This window comes from Staphylococcus sp. GDY8P120P (assembly GCF_017892065.1).
Lineage (GTDB): Bacteria > Bacillota > Bacilli > Staphylococcales > Staphylococcaceae > Staphylococcus > Staphylococcus nepalensis.
Map to the genome: position 1 here is coordinate 37,881 of NZ_JAESKI010000026.1, position 17,398 is coordinate 55,278.

A 17,398-nucleotide genomic window follows, 5' to 3' on the forward strand; every position below is an offset into this window, starting at 1 on the left:
TGAATACTCCTCTATATTTAAATTAATATGATAAGTTTTCGCCATTACTTTGAATAACTTGTTGATACCAATAAAATGAATCTTTACGTAATCTATTTAAAGAACCATTTCCTTTATTGTCTCGGTCAACATAAATAAAGCCATAGCGTTTTTTCATTTCACCACTACCTGCAGAAACTAAATCTATACAACCCCACGAAGTATATCCAAGCAACGGTACGCCATCTTTCACGGCTTCAATCATTTGGTTTAAGTGTTCGCTTAAATATTTAATTCTATAAGTATCATGAATGCTGCCATCCTCTTCAACTTTATCGATTTCACCTAGACCGTTTTCCACGATAAATAATGGTTTTTGATAGCGATCGTATATTTGGTTCATTGTCACTCTTAATCCTACTGGGTCGATTTGCCAGCCCCAATTTGACACTTCTAAATGAGGATTTTTGAGTGAAGCAAAGGCGTTCCCGGCTTCTTTGTTTTGATTAATTTCTTTATTTCCACTTTCGAGTCGGCTTGAATAATAAGAAAATGAAATATAATCTACTGTGTATGTTTTTAAAATTTCGTCGTCACCAGTTTGTTTTTCAATACATACGCCTAAATCTTCAAACATACGTTGACTATAACTAGGATATTCACCGCGAGATTGAACATCTATAAATATATATTGTTCTCTATTTTTTGACAGTGCAGCCATTACATCATCTGGATGTGACGTATTGGGGTACACGTCGCCAGCTGCTAACATACAACCAATTTGGTTCGTTTCATCAATTTCTTTAGCAATTTTTGTAGCAAGACTTGAGGCAATAAGTTGATGATGAGCAGCTTGGTACATTATTTGGTTTTTATTGTCATTTTCGTGGATAATTAGACCGCCACCAATATAAGGAATATGCAAAATCATATTGATTTCATTATGTGTAATCCAGTACTTAACTCTATGACTATATCTCTCGAATAGGACAGTAGCATAATTTAAGAAGAAATCTACAGTTTTACGGTTATACCATCCACCATAATTCTCAGCTAAATAATAAGGGGTATCAAAATGATTAATAGTAACAATCGGTTCAATACTATATTTTTCTAAAGTATCAAATACATTATCATAGAATGCTAGACCTTTTTCATTGGGTTCAGTTTCATCACCGTGTAGGAAAATCCTAGGCCAAGAAATTGAAAAACGTAATGCTTTAAACCCCATTTCAGCAAATAACTTGATATCTTCTTCATACCGATGGTAAAAATCAATAGATTGGTGGCTAGGGTAAAAATCAAAACTATTATTCAATCCTTTAGCTGGGTTAAATAGTGGTTCTTTTCGTGCTTCTCCTGCAGGAAGTAAATCTACAAGGCTTAGCCCTTTACCAGCTTTATCATATCCACCTTCAACTTGATTGGCAGCGATAGCGCCACCCCATAAAAAATCTTTACCTAATACTGACATATTATTGACCTCCTTGAATTTTTGAAATTAATAAATAACAGAGATGAGCGAGTCTCTTTCTTTAATTGTGTCTTGCTCTTGTATAACGACATCTTTTGTTTCATTTGTATTGGTTATGACAACCATGACGATGTCATCGTATGAATGGTTGCGTATTGTTTCTGAATCAAATTGTATGAGTGGTTGATTGACTTGAACGGTATCGCCTTGATTTACTAACGGTTCAAAACCTAAACCATCTAGTTTCACTGTATCAATTCCTATATGAATGAGTAACTCTGTCCCATTTTTTGATTTCAGACCGATTGCATGACCAGTAGGAAATAGACTTTCTACAGTTGCATCAAACGGAGCCACGATGATGCCTGAGGAAGGCTTGATAGCGATGCCTTTACCCATTGCGAGAGATGAGAATACCGGGTCATCAACAAGCTCAAGCTTTTTCATCTCACCAGACACAGGTGCCACAATAAAGTCGTCCTTGGGTTCCGGTATATTTTCATTTATGGTATTGACTGCATCATTATTATCTTGGTCATTATTAGGTTGTTCTGATTCTGGTGCGGTAGCTTGTACTGTAGTTTCTTTTTTATCAGAATGGACAATATAACCAACGATACCACCGACAACTACGGCTAATAATGAAGCAACTACAATAGCCCAGAACGTAGAATCTAAGCCATTATCACCAATGAACGTGGTATAACCAAAAATGCCAAGGCCGCCCATAAAATACATTTTTGTACCTGCGAAACCCACAAATCCACTAAATAAGCCACTAATAATACAGCTATAAATAAAGAGTTTTTTTCTAGGTAATGTAACGCCATAAATTGCAGGTTCAGTCACGCCAAATATGCCAGAAATAGCAGCTGGTAAAGAAATTGATTTCAGGTTAGTATTTCTTGTTTTTAAGAAAATACCAATAACGATACCAGTCTGGGCAAAGGATGCTGCAAAAATAAGTGGGAATATAATATCATATCCAGTGGTAGAAACATTGTTAATCATAATTGCAACAAGCCCCCAATGGATCCCAAATATAACAAACACTTGCCAAAAAGCACCTAGCAATAAACCTGCTAATATAGGGCTTAATTCATAGATGCTTATTGCTCCTGAACCAATCCAATTAGCGATCCAAGAAGATATAGGTCCAATCACTATAAAAGTCAGGGGAACAATAATGAGTAAAGTGAAAAATGGAACAAAGAATGTTTTAACAACATCTGGAATAATACGTTTTAATTTACGTTCAAGGATACTTGCAAAATAAATCGCAACGATAATAGGAATAACACTTGATGTATAGGTCATAGATATAACTGGTATCCCTAGAAACGACAAATTTGACTCTACTTCAAAAATGGTACCAGCAAAAAGTATATGCGCCCCCTTAGCACCTAATTCCATTGCAGATACTAATGAAGGATATACAATAGCTGCACCTATGGCCATACCAATAAAATGATTTGAACCAAATTTTTTAGCAGCTGTAAAACCTAAAAATACAGGGAAGAAATAAAATAATGCATCTCCCAATGCAAATAATATTTGATATGTGCCAGATGTCTCAGTTAACCAACCAAGTGATAAGAATAGTGCAGCGAAACCTTTAATCATCCCAGCAGCTGCAAGAATGCCCAAAATAGGTTGGAAGATACCAGATATTAAATCAATAAACCGATTTAACATATTACCTGAATTAGCCGCTTGTGCTTGATTTTCATTATCTGAATCTAAACGTGTTATTTTAGTAATTGCATCGTATACATCGGGCACATGGTTACCAATCACCACTTGGTATTGTCCGCCTGATTTCATTACTGTAACGATGTCATCATGTTGTTTTAAATATTTTGTATCAGCTTTATCTTCATCATTCAATTTAAAACGTAAACGTGTAATACAGTGGGTAAGAGAATTAATATTTTCTTCTCCTCCAACTTTGGCTACGATATCTTTCGCTAAATCTTCATATTTCATTGATAAATTCACCTCAATTTTCATTTTGTTTAAAGAATACATAAGTTTAATACGTTGATGATGGCCAATCAATTAACGTAATTTATTTAAAAAACAAATAGCTAGGCTAGCTTTAGCTAAATAAAAACAAAAAAACCCAGAATAATACACATACGGACCTCTATTTAGGTTCGTAATGCATTACTCTGGGTTTTGCCTACTTAAAGTTACAACCCCAAACGTTGATAACAACGTCAAAAGTAACAAAATATAAGTTTGAATATAGTATAGCCGCTATAAAAAAGTATGTCAACGCTTACATTTATTATTTTAGTAATCGCGCGATATGTAGTATTAAATAAACGCGTTCGTCGTTAGATAATGGGTGATGATAATGTTTGAGTAAAAAGTCTGCGATTTTATCAACACAAGCATCTGACTTAGCATGCTTGTGTTTTAAAGCACCTAGTAGATTTTCATCTGTAACTTCATTTAAAGATTGATGATTAATTAGCCTTTGGCTAAAAAATTTAAGGTGTGTCATAAACCTAGAGTAGTTTAGATCATCTTCGTTGATAGCAAGATTGAAATGATAACGAACGATATCAAGCATATTTTTAGTAATTTTAGTGATTTCATAAATATTGGCAATATTTTCATCTAAACTAGCATTTACAATATGCATAGCAATAAATCCAATTTCGTCTTTTGGTAACGTAACATTGAAATAATGATTAATCTCGTGTAATCCATTTTGAGCTACTTCATATTCATTTGGATATAGTGTACGTATTTCATAGAGTAATGGATTTTTGATATCAAAACCATCACGTGTGCGTTCAATCGCATAATTGATATGATCAGTTAATGCAATATAAATCGTTTCTGAAACGGGTGAATCATAAAGTTGGTTTGCCGCTTTTATAATTTTTTCAGTAATTAAAAGCACATCTTGATTGATTTCGTTTAATAAAGTTAACATGTGTTCTTGATCTTCACTCGTTAACCGAAACACTTTTTCAATTTTTGAACGTTCTAGTTGTTGTCCATTTTTCTTGCCGAACGCTAATCCGTTTCCCATAACGATACGTTCTTCTCCATTAATCTTGGATAATACAACATTATTGTTTAAGATTTTAGTGATTTTCATAAAAACATTCCCTTAGTTAAGTGATTTTGAAATGATAATACATTAAATATAGACGAGAATATGAGAAATAGTCAAAATATGTTGAGCATGAACGTTGATCTATAAATAGTTACTTAACCGTGAATATTGTGTAGCCAATTGCTGACTGTAATGACAATGTGCTTATTAAAAGTACAAATTTAAAAAATAATTTTACTTAAACTATGTTTCTCAATTTTAATGCTACTTATCATGAACGTTAGTGCTTGTATTCTCTTTACTAGTCATATTAGTAGGATGATCGATGAAACTATTTTTTAAGAAGTGTCTGTTGTTCCATTTCAAGTTTGAAAATGCACATTGAAAGTGTACATAGATAAATTATAAGTGCTTAAACAGCGCTTATTAAAATTATTGATATGTTATTGTATTGAACCCAAACGCTATTAACATTTTCAAGTTAATTATAATAATGAAATTAACTTGAGCGTTGGCTTTTCACAATAATCTAATTATTATTCGCGGAGATTATATTGTTCTTTCGCCATTAGTCTCAGTGGCCCATTAAAAACAATTTTAACTAAACTGTCTATTAAGGTGTACGGGTCGATTCTACGATTATCTTTCACCCAATATTTAATAAAAGATATTGTCGCACCTGAGACATAACTATGAAAATAATCTAACGGAATACCATCTATCGTATTTTTAGTTGTAATATGATTTTTCATGTTTTGATAAATCACTTGACTTAATTTTGTTTCTAATTGGCTACGTCTTTCTAATAAAAAGATGGTTTTATAAAACTCAAAATTGGCATCGATGTGAAGTACAATTTTTTTTAATTTTTCTTCGGTAAAGATACGTACAAATGCTTTAGCATCCATACCCACATAGAATTTATCTTTTGTATTTGGTGTGTTCGATAAATGTTCAATATATTCATTTTCCATCTTATTTAAAAGCGTATATTTATCTTCATAATGAAGATAAAAAGTCCCACGGTTAATATCAGCATTTTGGGTAATATCACTGATCGTTATTTTATCTAAATCTTTTTCATTTAACAATTGAATAAATGCTTGTTTAATCGCATTTTGTGTTTTTCGGACACGTCTATCTTCTGGCATAAATTCAAACTCCTTTATATTTAATAGACATTTATAGATAAAGTGTTCATTAATGAACGACTTGAGTATCATTGATTATTGTATAAGATTTACTTCCTATTATAATAGACAAGGTGATAAATATTCAACACTATGTTTTTTAAAAAGAGGAGGGATGATAAATAAATATTTTTAAAAGTAAATTACTATGGCTTACACCTATTGTAGCTATTCTAATATTTGTTATTTTTTCAATTGCTTTTTACCCAGCATTTAATCCAAAACCTAAAGATATTCTAATGGCAATAGTCAACCAAGATAAAGGTACTGACATACAAGGCAAAAATATTAATATAGGTAAGAATTTAGAAGGTAAATTAATAGACAGCAATTCAGATACGGTTAAATGGGTTCAAGTTGATAGTGAAGCAGATATAAAAAAAGGCATGAAAGATCAAAAATATTATGGTGCAGCAATTATTGAAAAAGATTTTTCGAAACATGCACTAAGTAAAACACAAAAAGTAGTTATGGACGCTAAAAAACAAGAAATGAAAGATAAAGTTCAATCTGGTGAGGTGCCAGCAGAACAAGCGAAAAAAATGCAGGAAAAAATGACGGAATCTGGAAACAATCAAAAAATAAAAACACAAAAAGCAAGTTTTAAAACAATGGTCAATGATGGCGGTGGGACACAAGTATCACAAATGGCTTCTCAAATATTGGGAGGCATGGGTGATAACATGAACCAACAAATTACAAAACAAAGCTTGTCTATACTACAAAAGCAAGATGTTGATGTAAAAGCATCAGACGTTCAAAGTTTAACGCATCCAGTTAACGTAAGTAATGAAAAAATAAATAAAGTGAGCAGTCATCAAGCAGGTGGCAATGGTCCATTCTTAATGTTTATGCCAGTGTGGATGGGTTCTATTCTCATTTCAGTATTGCTCTTTTTTGCTTTTAGAACGAGTAATAATATTGCAATACAACACCGTATGATTGCTTCATTAGGACAAATTGCTATGACAATCATTACAGCATTTGTAGGCGCATTTGCATATATTTACTTTATGGAAGCTGTACTGGGGTTTGATTTCAACAATGCAAATACGACAGCTACATTTGTTGCTCTAGCAATCATGGGGTTCGTAGGACTTATATTAGGTACGATGACTTGGTTCGGTTTGAAAACTATCCCAATATTTTTCCTTTTAATGTTTTTCAGTATGCAATTAGTAACATTACCAAAACAAATGTTACCTGATTTCTATCAAAAATATATTGTTGGATGGAACCCGTTTGCGCATTATGCTAGTTCATTAAGAGAGATTTTATATTTACATGGAGATGTCCAATTAGATACAACGATGTGGATGTTTATTGGGTTTATGATTTTTGGTGCTGCTTCTACAGTGATAGCTGCAGGAATTAGAAAACATAGCACTAAACGCACTGAGGTACCATCATAAAATTTAATATTTTGCTTAATCTATAATCTATAAAGACTCTAAAACACTTTTTAATCAAGCGTTTTAGAGTTTTTTAATGTATAGATTTATATGTTTGAAAATGAATAATAAAGATTGGTAAATGATTTAATGGGAATAATATAAATAATAGTAAATAGTTGTATTTTAACTATGATGAGTCTGGGACATAAATAGAAGTCTCAGTTGCTTATCACAATTGGGTAGTAGATAACTGGGTTAAAATTATGCTTATAGTAAGTTTTTCAACCCTAGTCATCCTTGCCGAGAGGGGACAACGAACTTCATACTAAAAATTCGATTTCTGTCCCACTCCTAATTTTATAATATGTGATAAAGGCAATGAAATTTTAAGGTTAATGCGTGCCGTGCTAATATGATAATAAAACAAATTTTATTACTAATAAATGAATTTTGTATTAAATTGATGGTATGCCACGCTTCATAAATAATAAAAAGGAGGAGGTCATTATGGCTATAATAAAAACAAATTGGAACGGTGACATTAAAGGATTTGGAAAAGTAGAAACAGAGCATTTAGACGCAAAGATTGCAGTAGCAACTAAATCAGGTGGTACTGGAGAAGGTGCGACGCCAAAAGAATTGTTAGCAAGTTCAGCAGCATCCTGTTATATCATTACATTAATGTATGCGATTGAGGCAAGAACTATTTCAGTAGTAGATGTCCAAATGGACACTGAAATTAAAGAATTAGAAAACAAAGCATTCGAATTTATACATTATCCTAAAATCACTTTACCTGAAAACGCAGACAAAAAAGATTTTGAAGAAGTAGATCGACTTTTTGAGATAGCTGACAGAGGATGTACCATTGGTAAGTTATTAAAAAAAGCAGATGTATCTATTCGTATTCAAGGAGAAGTTAATAGCTAAACACATATTGAGCATATTGAGGATTTAAAAACGCAAAATACCTTTGAACTATATTATAAATAAGAAGTGGAACGACGAAATCATTTTATAAAAATATGATTTCGTCGTTCCACTTTTTTATTTTGATGATGAGCTGACTATACTTTTAATTTCCTGGGAAATTTGATTCGCTGAGGACAATGCGCCTTCGACATGGCCACCATGGACAGTGTCGTACTCTGTGCCAGCAAAAAGTATATTGCTGAAATATTTTGGTGGTGGACCATAACTCGGGAAACTTTCGATGTTAAGTTTATCACCTTCGGTTACAGTATGACCATCTTGAGACCAATCTTTATATAAAATTTGTTCATACGCTTGTGCTTGACTACCAAAAAGTTTGGTTAATTGTTGAATTACTTCGTCCTTAATCAATACTTCAGATTTTGAATACCTTTCAGATGGAGGAAGGCTGAAGAAACCGAATAATGCAGCTTTGCCAGAAGGGATAGTAGCATCATAGATTTCTCTTAATGGACCTGACCAACTAACAACATTACCAGAAAGATTTTCATCTCTCCAAAAAGGATGTTGATAGGTTACCACAATTTTAGCTTGCGCGCCCATCCAAGTCGGTTTATTAAGTAAGTCCATTTGTAATGGCTCTGGCAGAGGCGGTATGAAATCAATTGAATTAAGGACTAATCTTGGTGGCACAGTTAAGACAACAATATCAGCATGAAATGTTTCATGCGTCTGGCTGTGTTGGTTTAAAGTAACAACGGAATAAGATGATTGATTTTCTTGGTAAATTGATTCAACTTTATGATTCAAAATAATATTATCGTCAGAAATATGGTTGTTTAATGCTGTTACTAGCGCATTAACACCACCTACGATCCGCTTGCTTCTATTATTTACGTTAGAAGCAGCAATACGTTTTGGTGATTGATTTTGAGATAATTCTAGTAAACTGTCGCCTTCATTATATTGCTCAATTGTAGAAAGGTTGTATGTATGTAATAGAGATTCGATATGCTTTTCGGTGTCTGGCCAATACCATGTGGGGCCTAAATCAAAATAATCTTTGGAATTGTCGTGTTTCGTTAGCACTCTGCCACCCAATCTTTCTCGCGATTCTACAATTTTGAAAGAGATATTGCTTTCTGAAAGCAAAGTGCCGATACGCAGTCCAGCTATACCACCTCCGATAATTAATACCTGCAATGGCATACTTAAAACACCTTTCTTTTAAAAATTTCGAAAATTAAGATAATTATAACATAATCATTATATTTTTATAAATAACGTGTTTTTTTGAAGCATATAAAACAATTAAATAAAGAAAACCGTTTGATTATATCATTAAGCGTATGAATAGATTAAAAAAGTTAAAATCAATATAAATTCATCCATGTTGAAACCTCGATGGCTTGCTATGCTTGTAATTAAATATGTTAAGTAATACGTTAAGTTTTTTAAGTTCATTGAGTGCCAAACTGATTTCGATATTCAGAAGCGCTAATTTTAAAATGTTTAGCGAAACTTTTAGAGAAGAGAAGCGGATCTTTATAACCAACTTGACGCGCTATTTCATTTATTAAGACATTGCTATGAATTAATAATTGGGAAGCATGATACATTCGAATATAAGTTAAATATGCTTTAGGAGAGCAATTTAAGTTTTTCTTAAACAGTCTAAATAAGTGACTGCGTGTTACATTGACATGATTCGCTACATCCACAATCATAATATTATTCTGATAATTTGTATTGATATAGGCAACCGCATTTTGAATATCTTTATTAATAATATCGACATTAACTGAAAATATTTTAGGAAATTGTTTTTGTAATTTGTAAGCTAAGTCATATAAGTATTGCATAATTAAAATATCATTAGAATTATTTGTATCAATTGATTTTGAAAGATTGCATATTTTTTGGATAGTATGACTTATTTCGGACGTCTCTTGATTAATAATGACATGTTTATCTACAATATGACACCGTTGTAAATAATCTAAAATTTGTTTACCGCTTAACCCAATCCAATAGTATGTCCAAGGGTTAGAAAACGACGGCCTATATTCTACATCCATCCCTTTTTCTAATAAAAACATATCGCCTTCTTTTAGTGCATGTTTTTTACCATTGTAAATAAACACCCCCTCGCCATGGGTTACGATATGTAAAACAAATTCTTTGATTACTGAATATTTATAACCAACGTTCGGCACACCAATTTCAATGCCACATTCTACTAAATCTGCATCAATATGCTTTTTTTGAAATTTTTTCCATAACACTTGCATAGAATACCTCTTAAAATATAGTTATATAGTTTATATAACCATATTTTAAGTATAAATGAAACATTTTGCCATATTTTATCATCATAATGCTATTCATAACCTTTATAAATAATTGATAAAATAAAGTTAACACATTATGAAAGCGTTTTATTTGTATAAATTTCAGGGGTGAGAAAATGAATAGACACTTAACAGGCATGCAAAAATTTTCTTTTGGATTCGGTGCCATAGGTAAGGACGCCATCTTCAACATTGTTGGTGTATTTTTAATGTTTTATATCACAGATATTGTCGGTTTAAGTCCAGCGTTTGTGGGCGTAATGCTTTTTGTTGCACGAATATGGGATGCGATTAATGACCCAATCATGGGTGTAATTGTCGATAATACACGGAATAATTTTGGTAAATTTAAAACTTGGTTAGTAATCGGGACGGTAGTGAATGCTATTGTTACAATTTTATTATTCACAAACTTTGATTTACCACAAACTGCGATGTATGTATATATATCAATTATATATATTGCATGGGGCATGACTTATACAATGATGGATATTCCGTATTGGTCTTGGTTGCCTAATTTAACGCATAATCCTAGAGAACGTGAAGAAATATCTGTAATACCAAGATTTTTCGCAAGTTTAGCTGCGTTTACTATAGGGACATTTGGTTTATTTTTTATACATAAACTCGGGGATATATTTGGTAAAGGTAGTGATTCAATAGGTATTTTCGTATTTGCAGTTATTTGTAGTGCTGTTTTTATATTTACAATTGGTGTCACAGTATGGAAAGTACCCGAGGATAAAGAAATGGAACAACAAACAGGTATTAAGGTGAATTTTAAAGATATTGGTAGAATATTATTTAAAAATAAAGAATTATTAGCAATCATGGGTGTTTTACTAACATTTAACCTTTGTTTACAAACACTGAATGGTTCTATTATCTATTACTTTAAATATGTAGTAAATGCAGAGCATTTATTTGCTATTTTCAATGCAATGATTCTTTGCGAAATGCTCGGTTTATTAATGTTACCACGTTATATCAAATGGGTAGGGAGAACCAAAGCTTTTAATACTTCAATTACACTCATTATTGTAGGTTTATTATTTATTTTAATTTCAGGTTTTGTCGCACCACAAAGCGTCATAACTGTAATTGTAGGCGCAGGCTTACTACGGATTGGATTAGGATTTATGATTGGTATCACAACAGTTTCGTTAGCAGATGTTATCGATTACGGTGAAGTTAAATTTGGACAGCGTAACGAAAGTGTAATTACGTCAACGAATACATTTTTAACAAAAACTTCACAAGCTGTAGCTGCGCTTATTGTAGGGCTTGGATTATCCATTTTAGGCTATACACCAAATGAAGCGCAAACAGCGCTGACAATTAATGGGTTACGTATTTTAATTATCATATTGCCTATCATTTTCGTAATCTTAGCTGCATTTTTATATCATAAAGCTTTTCATTTAAAAGGTGATTTCTTAACGGATATAGAACAGACGCTGCAGAACAAACGTCAGAGAGAACACAAAGAACGTATGAGTAAATAAAGGAGGAAATAATCAATGATAGAACAACAATTTCATGAAAATATAGATATTCAACATGTAAATACTTTGCCACGTCGTGCATTTTATATACCTTATCAACCGGGAGAGGTCGCTTACCGTTTAGAAACACGTTATCAAACTAATAATGTAACGTTGTTAAATGGAGATTGGTGTTTTGAATATTTTAATACATTAGCAGACTGTTTGAATACGAGTAGAGAAGTGGATAAACATCATATTCCTGTGCCGTCAGTTTGGAATTTATATGGGTATGATCAAATACAATATTTAAATACACAATACCCGATACCATTTGAACCGCCATATGTCCCTAAAGAGAATCCATGTGGCCGCTATACAAGATCATTTGAAGTGACAACATATGATGAAGACAGTGACTATCACTTAAATTTTGAAGGCGTAGATAGTGCGTTTTATGTATGGATTAATAATCAATTTGTTGGTTATAGCCAAATTTCTCATTCGATTTCTGAATTTGATATTTCCAATTTGATTCATGATGGTATTAACACGATTCAAGTACTGGTTTTAAAATATTCAGATGGTACATATTTTGAAAACCAAGATATGTTCAGACATTCAGGTATTTTTAGAGATGTCTATATTTTAAAACGTGCAAAAGCACGTATTAACGATTTTAAAATTGAAACACGTGTCAATGAAATGCTAACTCAAGGCGCAATTGATGTTAAATTAGAAGATAAACAAGATTTGGGCAAAATTAAGGCACACGTATATGATCCTAAAGGCGTGCTGATTCAAGAAAAAGATATTTCAAACAACTATAGTTTCACAATTGAAACGCCACAATTGTGGTCAACTGAAAATCCAACACTATATACTGTGACACTGTCTACTGAAACAGAAGTTATTACACAAAAAGTTGGTATTAGAGAAGTACAAATCAAAGATAATCAATTTTATATCAATGGCCAATCTATTAAATTTAGAGGTGCTAATTATCATGATAGTGATCCTCGAACAGGTTATGTGATGAGTGAATCACAATTTATGAAGGATTTAGCATTGATGAAACAAGGCAACTTTAACTCGATTCGTACAGCACATTATCCTAAATCGCCATTATTCTATGAATTAGCAGACCAATACGGATTTTATGTGATGAGCGAAGCAGATTTAGAAACACATGGTGTTGTTAGGCTTTATGGTGATGAAAATACAGATAACTTTAACATTATTACAGATGACCCGCAGTATGAAATACCAATAATTGAACGCATTGAAGCATCGATTACGCCGTTAAAGAATTATAGTTCAATTGTATCTTGGTCTATGGGCAATGAATCAGGCTTTGGTGTGAATATGGTCAAAGCTATGGCACACGCCAAAGCATTAGATGCGACACGCCCATTACACTATGAGGGCACTTTCCATAGAGACAAGTCAAAATCATATGATTTATCAAATGTTGAAATGATTAGTAGAATGTATCCTTCACCAGACGAAGTAGAAACAGCATATCTGACAGATCCTAGTTTAGATAAACCATTTATACTTTGCGAATACGCACATGCAATGGGGAATTCTCCTGGTGACTTGCACGCTTATCAAACACTTGTAGAACAATACGATAGTTTTATTGGTGGGTTTGTATGGGAATGGTGTGATCATGCCATTCAAGTTGGTCAACATCATGGTGATCCTATCTTTAGATATGGTGGAGATTTTGGAGAAAAACTGCATGACGGTAACTTCTGTGTTGATGGTATTGTTTGCCCTGACCGTATACCACACGAAGGATATTATGAATTTAAACACGAACATAGGCCTGTTAAATTAATACATGAAGCAGATGGTATTTTAAAATTGCGTAATCAACTAGATTTCAGTAGTGTAGAGCACTATTTAACTATTGAAGGTACAGCAACTTATTTAAATGGTGACAAAAAGATATTTGAAATTATGATGAATAACTTTGAACCACATAGTATAAAAGATGTCGATTTAAGTGACTATATTGAAATGAGTGAATTAAGTGATGTGTTATTACGTTATAAATTGAAAAATGAAGAACCATTACGCCATAATCATTTTGAACTAGGTCATGATCAAATTGTCTACCAACGACAACCAGTTGGGTATGATACTACCCAAGAAAATGGTGAATTAAGCTATAAAGAAAATAATCAAAGCATTACTATTGCAACAAATGATAGGCAATATGCCTTTAATAAAGCAGATGGTAGCTTAGCGTCTGTTATCCATAAAAATGAGATTATTTTAACCCAACCTACAAAAAACAATGTTTGGCGTGCGCCTACAGATAATGATATTAATATTAAAAAGGATTGGGCGTATTTAGGCTATTATGATGCAATTACGCGCATACGTGATTATAAAATTATAGAAACTGATGATGCGGTCAGTGTTGATTTTGAAATTGTAATAATTAATGATGTTGTTCCTCCTATACTACAGGGATCAATGACATGGACAGTATATAATGATGGACGTCTTAATGTGAATTACGATTTAGAAAAAGATACAGAAGGGCCGTTTTTACCGAGGTTTGGCTTAGCTATGGTGTTGCCAAAAGCATTTGAATCAGTAACTTATTACGGTAATGGACCATTTAGTAGTTATCCAGACAAAGGCGTAGCGAACTATTTAGATTATTTCGATACAACTGTCACAGATAACGGTGATAATCATATCAAACCACAAGAAACAGGCAGTCACGATGGTACAACTTATGTAAACATTTCAAGTGACCAACATCAAATGGTTGTATCTAGCAAACAACCATTTAGCTTCAATGCAACGCATTATACATTAGAAGACCTAACACATACAAAGCATAAAGATCAATTAGTAGAAGGTAATACTTATTTATATATTGATTATGCACAAAGTGGTATCGGCTCTAATAGTTGTGGACCAGAATTAAACAAAGATTACCGTTTAAACGACAAACATATCAACTTCCAATTTGAATTAAGATTTGAATAAATGAAGTAAGACCCCCACAAAATCAAACGCATTTTGTGGGGATTTTCTATTTTTACAACCGCTACTTCTAATTAGAAAATTAAACTATTTTGAGTTGTGGTTTGATACTTCAACAAAATAAGTGGTAATAAATAAATATAAAATAACTAAAATAGTTTAGTTTGATTTAAATTTATTTTAAGTATATCTGTATATATAATGAGGGGGTAACCATGAGGAAAAATATTTTAAAGAAGTATTTTAAATTGAATCAAATGATTATCGTGAGTAGTTTATTTATATTAAATGTTCTAAGTATTTCGTTTTTTAACTCAACTAAAAGTGATGCATCTGAAACATGCAATATTGAAAAGTCCAACACTCTAAATGCATACCGTATTAATTATGAAGTTGCTAACCGAAATCCTGATAAATATGAATCTATGGAAGAGCTCCAAAAAGAAACGAAAGAAGGTGTTGATTGGAAAATCAATACGGAAAAAAATGATAGCAATACAATTATTGCAGCTATGCACGGAGGCGCAATTGAACCAGGTACTACAGAATTAGCAAAATATACTGCCCGACTTGGCAACTATAATTACTTTTCATTTGAAGGTATTAGAAATGCAAATAACTCTGAATTACACGTCACATCAGTAAATTATGACAATGACGTATTGCACGACATGGTTTCAGATAAGCAATATAGTGTAATGATCCATGGTTATAAAGGCGATAAAGCTGTTGCATATATAGGAGGTAAGGATGAACAATTACGCTCAGAGATAACAGATGAATTAAAATCCAAAGGAATTAAAGCTGAAGAAGCGCCTGATTTAATTGAAGGTCGCGCAAATAGTAATCCAGCCAATATGAATGAAAAAGGAGAGGGTGTACAAATTGAAATGACAACTGCTTTAAGAGAACAGTTATTCTCTAATAATGATTTAAGTAGTCAATCGAGAAATGATGAGTCTAATTATAGTGCGACTATGTTAGATATGGCCAAAGCAATTAATCAAGCAATTAACAAAGTGAAATTAGAAGAATGACGAGAGATTCAGCTCAGTTTGATTGAAGTTTATAATTGGCCTAATTTAAAATAAGTTAATCGGAATATACTATTTATATATAATTATAATAAGTAATTAATAATAAAAATGACTAGATTTTGGACAAGATGTATCAAAATGCGCTAAAACCTAGTCATCATATTCATACTATGTTGATTAAACGATAAGACTACGAGTATAGCCTAGGGATTAAAATGAGCTTAATTTTATTTTATTATCCTCTCTTAATAAAAGCGCACAAATAAATCCGATAATGAGTAAGCTACCTGCTAGGTAGAAACCAGTTGCCATTTTGCCAGTTAAATCGGTTAAGTAACCTGTTAAATAAGGTGCTAATATAGAAGCGGTCATACCAATAAAGTTATAGACGCTAAAAGAAGTGCTCAATGCATCTTTAGGCGCATTGTCTGATACCACAGCGATGAGTACAGGGTTAGTACTTATTTTTCCAACAATACCGTACCCAATTAAAGCAATATATAAAACCCATAAATTATGAAACATCACTATAGATATTGTAAAAATAAATGCTAATGGCAACATGATAATGAGCACTGGACGACGTCTACCTAAACGATCAGATACCCAACTAAAGAATAAAGATCCAGATATCGCTGCCCAAGGTACAAGTGATGCGACAAAAGCGATTTGTGCGCCACTAATACCTCGTTCAGTTTCTAAGTAAAAAGGTAACCATGTGATAATCATAAAAAAACCATAAATAGAACAGAAAATAATAATATAAGCTAAAATAAGGTTTCGATTTTTAAACAAACTTGAAAATTTAAAATTTTCCTGAACTGAGTCATTAGAGATGATGGTTTGCTTCGGTCGTTCTTTGATCACTTTATACATAAGCAAAGCTAAAATAAGTACTGGAATACCCATAATAATGAAGGGTACACGCCAATGCATACCAAATTCTTGAACCGTATAACTTGAAATAAAATATCCAATGGATGTCCCAAAAGCCATGCCGCTATTAATCAGTGCGCTACCTAACGTGATATGCTTTTCAGGAATTGCTTCCGAAGATAAGGCATATTGTGGCCCATAGTATGCGCCTTGTGCCAGTCCTACCATGAGCCAAGCAAACATGAATAGGAAGAATGATGGCATAATACCTGTAACGGCTGTAAATATACCGAAAATAAGCATGCTAGGTACAAGTATTGTCTTACGGCCGATTTTATCCCCTAAAACACCTGAGGGAATTTGAGTTAATGTGTAACCAACAAAGAAGATACTCATAATTAAACCTAACTGTGCATTGTTTAATGAAAATGCCTGTTTGATGTCTCCCATAATAGGGTTTAGAATCGTTCGGGCAGCGTAAATCACGAGCCAACCCAACGTGAAGATAGTAACTAACTTAATCCAATATGTTTTATGGATAGGTGTTGTTTCTTGTTGCATATAAGATACTCCTTTCATAAATTTATTCAATTTA

At 32.6% G+C, this 17,398-nt stretch carries 12 protein-coding genes; 5 read left to right on the forward strand and 7 right to left on the reverse strand.

The genetic code is table 11. The annotated features are described in order from the left end of the window. Window positions 1–22 precede the first annotated feature (22 nt). The 4 genes from KA900_RS12820 to KA900_RS12835 all read right to left on the reverse strand — a co-directional run bounded on the left by KA900_RS12820 (window position 23) and on the right by KA900_RS12835 (window position 5,677). Window positions 23–1,453, reverse strand: coding sequence for a 6-phospho-beta-glucosidase (locus tag KA900_RS12820; protein ID WP_210139724.1), 1,431 nt, complete (start codon window positions 1,451–1,453; stop codon window positions 23–25). A 27-nt stretch (window positions 1,454–1,480) separates the two neighbouring features. Further along, the gene (locus tag KA900_RS12825; RefSeq protein WP_210139725.1) at window positions 1,481–3,439 is read right to left on the reverse strand and encodes a beta-glucoside-specific PTS transporter subunit IIABC; all 1,959 of its coding nucleotides are present in this window, start codon (window positions 3,437–3,439) and stop codon (window positions 1,481–1,483) included. Window positions 3,440–3,743: 304 nt separating this feature from the next. Beyond that, window positions 3,744–4,568 (reverse strand): BglG family transcription antiterminator LicT, encoded by an 825-nt coding sequence (gene licT / locus KA900_RS12830; protein ID WP_210139726.1) that lies wholly within the window; start codon window positions 4,566–4,568, stop codon window positions 3,744–3,746. A 494-nt stretch (window positions 4,569–5,062) separates the two neighbouring features. Beyond that, window positions 5,063–5,677 carry a TetR/AcrR family transcriptional regulator gene (locus KA900_RS12835; RefSeq protein ID WP_210139727.1) on the reverse strand — a complete coding sequence of 205 codons (615 nt, stop codon included), beginning with the start codon at window positions 5,675–5,677 and terminating at the stop codon, window positions 5,063–5,065. Window positions 5,678–5,838: 161 nt separating this feature from the next. Here KA900_RS12835 and KA900_RS12840 point away from each other — a divergent pair, with 161 nt between their 5' ends. Together KA900_RS12840 and KA900_RS12845 are read left to right on the forward strand one after the other, a co-directional pair. Beyond that, window positions 5,839–7,128: an ABC transporter permease gene (locus KA900_RS12840; RefSeq protein ID WP_210139752.1), complete on the forward strand. Its 1,290-nt coding sequence runs from the start codon at window positions 5,839–5,841 to the stop codon at window positions 7,126–7,128. Window positions 7,129–7,617: 489 nt separating this feature from the next. Beyond that, window positions 7,618–8,040, forward strand: a complete 423-nt coding sequence (locus tag KA900_RS12845) for an OsmC family protein (protein WP_210139728.1) — start codon at window positions 7,618–7,620, stop codon at window positions 8,038–8,040. Window positions 8,041–8,157: 117 nt separating this feature from the next. Here the strand turns inward: KA900_RS12845 and KA900_RS12850 are convergent, their stop codons facing one another. Both KA900_RS12850 and KA900_RS12855 read right to left on the reverse strand, forming a co-directional pair. Then, window positions 8,158–9,252: a flavin monoamine oxidase family protein gene (locus tag KA900_RS12850; protein ID WP_210139729.1), complete on the reverse strand. Its 1,095-nt coding sequence runs from the start codon at window positions 9,250–9,252 to the stop codon at window positions 8,158–8,160. Window positions 9,253–9,503: 251 nt separating this feature from the next. Continuing rightward, the gene (locus KA900_RS12855; RefSeq protein WP_210139730.1) at window positions 9,504–10,334 is read right to left on the reverse strand and encodes an AraC family transcriptional regulator; all 831 of its coding nucleotides are present in this window, start codon (window positions 10,332–10,334) and stop codon (window positions 9,504–9,506) included. 176 nt (window positions 10,335–10,510) lie between these two features. On the opposite strand from KA900_RS12855, the gene melB reads away from it, so the two are divergent. From melB to KA900_RS12870, 3 genes are all read left to right on the forward strand, one after another. Further along, on the forward strand, window positions 10,511–11,902 hold the full coding sequence (melB, locus tag KA900_RS12860) for a melibiose:sodium transporter MelB (protein WP_210139731.1): 1,392 nt from the start codon (window positions 10,511–10,513) through the stop codon (window positions 11,900–11,902). Window positions 11,903–11,917: 15 nt separating this feature from the next. Next, a complete protein-coding gene (locus KA900_RS12865) occupies window positions 11,918–14,893 on the forward strand; it encodes a glycoside hydrolase family 2 TIM barrel-domain containing protein (RefSeq protein WP_210139732.1) in 2,976 nt (991 codons plus the stop codon). A 212-nt stretch (window positions 14,894–15,105) separates the two neighbouring features. Next, window positions 15,106–15,927, forward strand: coding sequence for a poly-gamma-glutamate hydrolase family protein (locus tag KA900_RS12870; RefSeq protein WP_245339199.1), 822 nt, complete (start codon window positions 15,106–15,108; stop codon window positions 15,925–15,927). Between the two features lie 210 nt (window positions 15,928–16,137). Here KA900_RS12870 and KA900_RS12875 read toward each other — a convergent pair whose 3' ends face one another. Then, window positions 16,138–17,364: an MFS transporter gene (locus KA900_RS12875; protein ID WP_245339201.1), complete on the reverse strand. Its 1,227-nt coding sequence runs from the start codon at window positions 17,362–17,364 to the stop codon at window positions 16,138–16,140. Window positions 17,365–17,398: the final 34 nt, after the last annotated feature.

Bases quoted from the DNA above. Each gene is read 5' to 3' on its own strand.
- KA900_RS12835 (WP_210139727.1), bottom strand. From the start codon at position 5,677: ATGCCAGAAGATAGACGTGTCCGAAAAACACAAAATGCGATTAAACAA.
- KA900_RS12820 (WP_210139724.1), bottom strand. From the start codon at position 1,453: ATGTCAGTATTAGGTAAAGATTTTTTATGGGGTGGCGCTATCGCTGCC.
- KA900_RS12825 (WP_210139725.1), bottom strand. From the start codon at position 3,439: ATGAAATATGAAGATTTAGCGAAAGATATCGTAGCCAAAGTTGGAGGA.
- melB (WP_210139731.1), top strand. From the start codon at position 10,511: ATGAATAGACACTTAACAGGCATGCAAAAATTTTCTTTTGGATTCGGT.
- KA900_RS12855 (WP_210139730.1), bottom strand. From the start codon at position 10,334: ATGCAAGTGTTATGGAAAAAATTTCAAAAAAAGCATATTGATGCAGAT.
- KA900_RS12850 (WP_210139729.1), bottom strand. From the start codon at position 9,252: ATGCCATTGCAGGTATTAATTATCGGAGGTGGTATAGCTGGACTGCGT.
- KA900_RS12865 (WP_210139732.1), top strand. From the start codon at position 11,918: ATGATAGAACAACAATTTCATGAAAATATAGATATTCAACATGTAAAT.
- licT (WP_210139726.1), bottom strand. From the start codon at position 4,568: ATGAAAATCACTAAAATCTTAAACAATAATGTTGTATTATCCAAGATT.
- KA900_RS12870 (WP_245339199.1), top strand. From the start codon at position 15,106: ATGAGGAAAAATATTTTAAAGAAGTATTTTAAATTGAATCAAATGATT.
- KA900_RS12845 (WP_210139728.1), top strand. From the start codon at position 7,618: ATGGCTATAATAAAAACAAATTGGAACGGTGACATTAAAGGATTTGGA.
- KA900_RS12875 (WP_245339201.1), bottom strand. From the start codon at position 17,364: ATGCAACAAGAAACAACACCTATCCATAAAACATATTGGATTAAGTTA.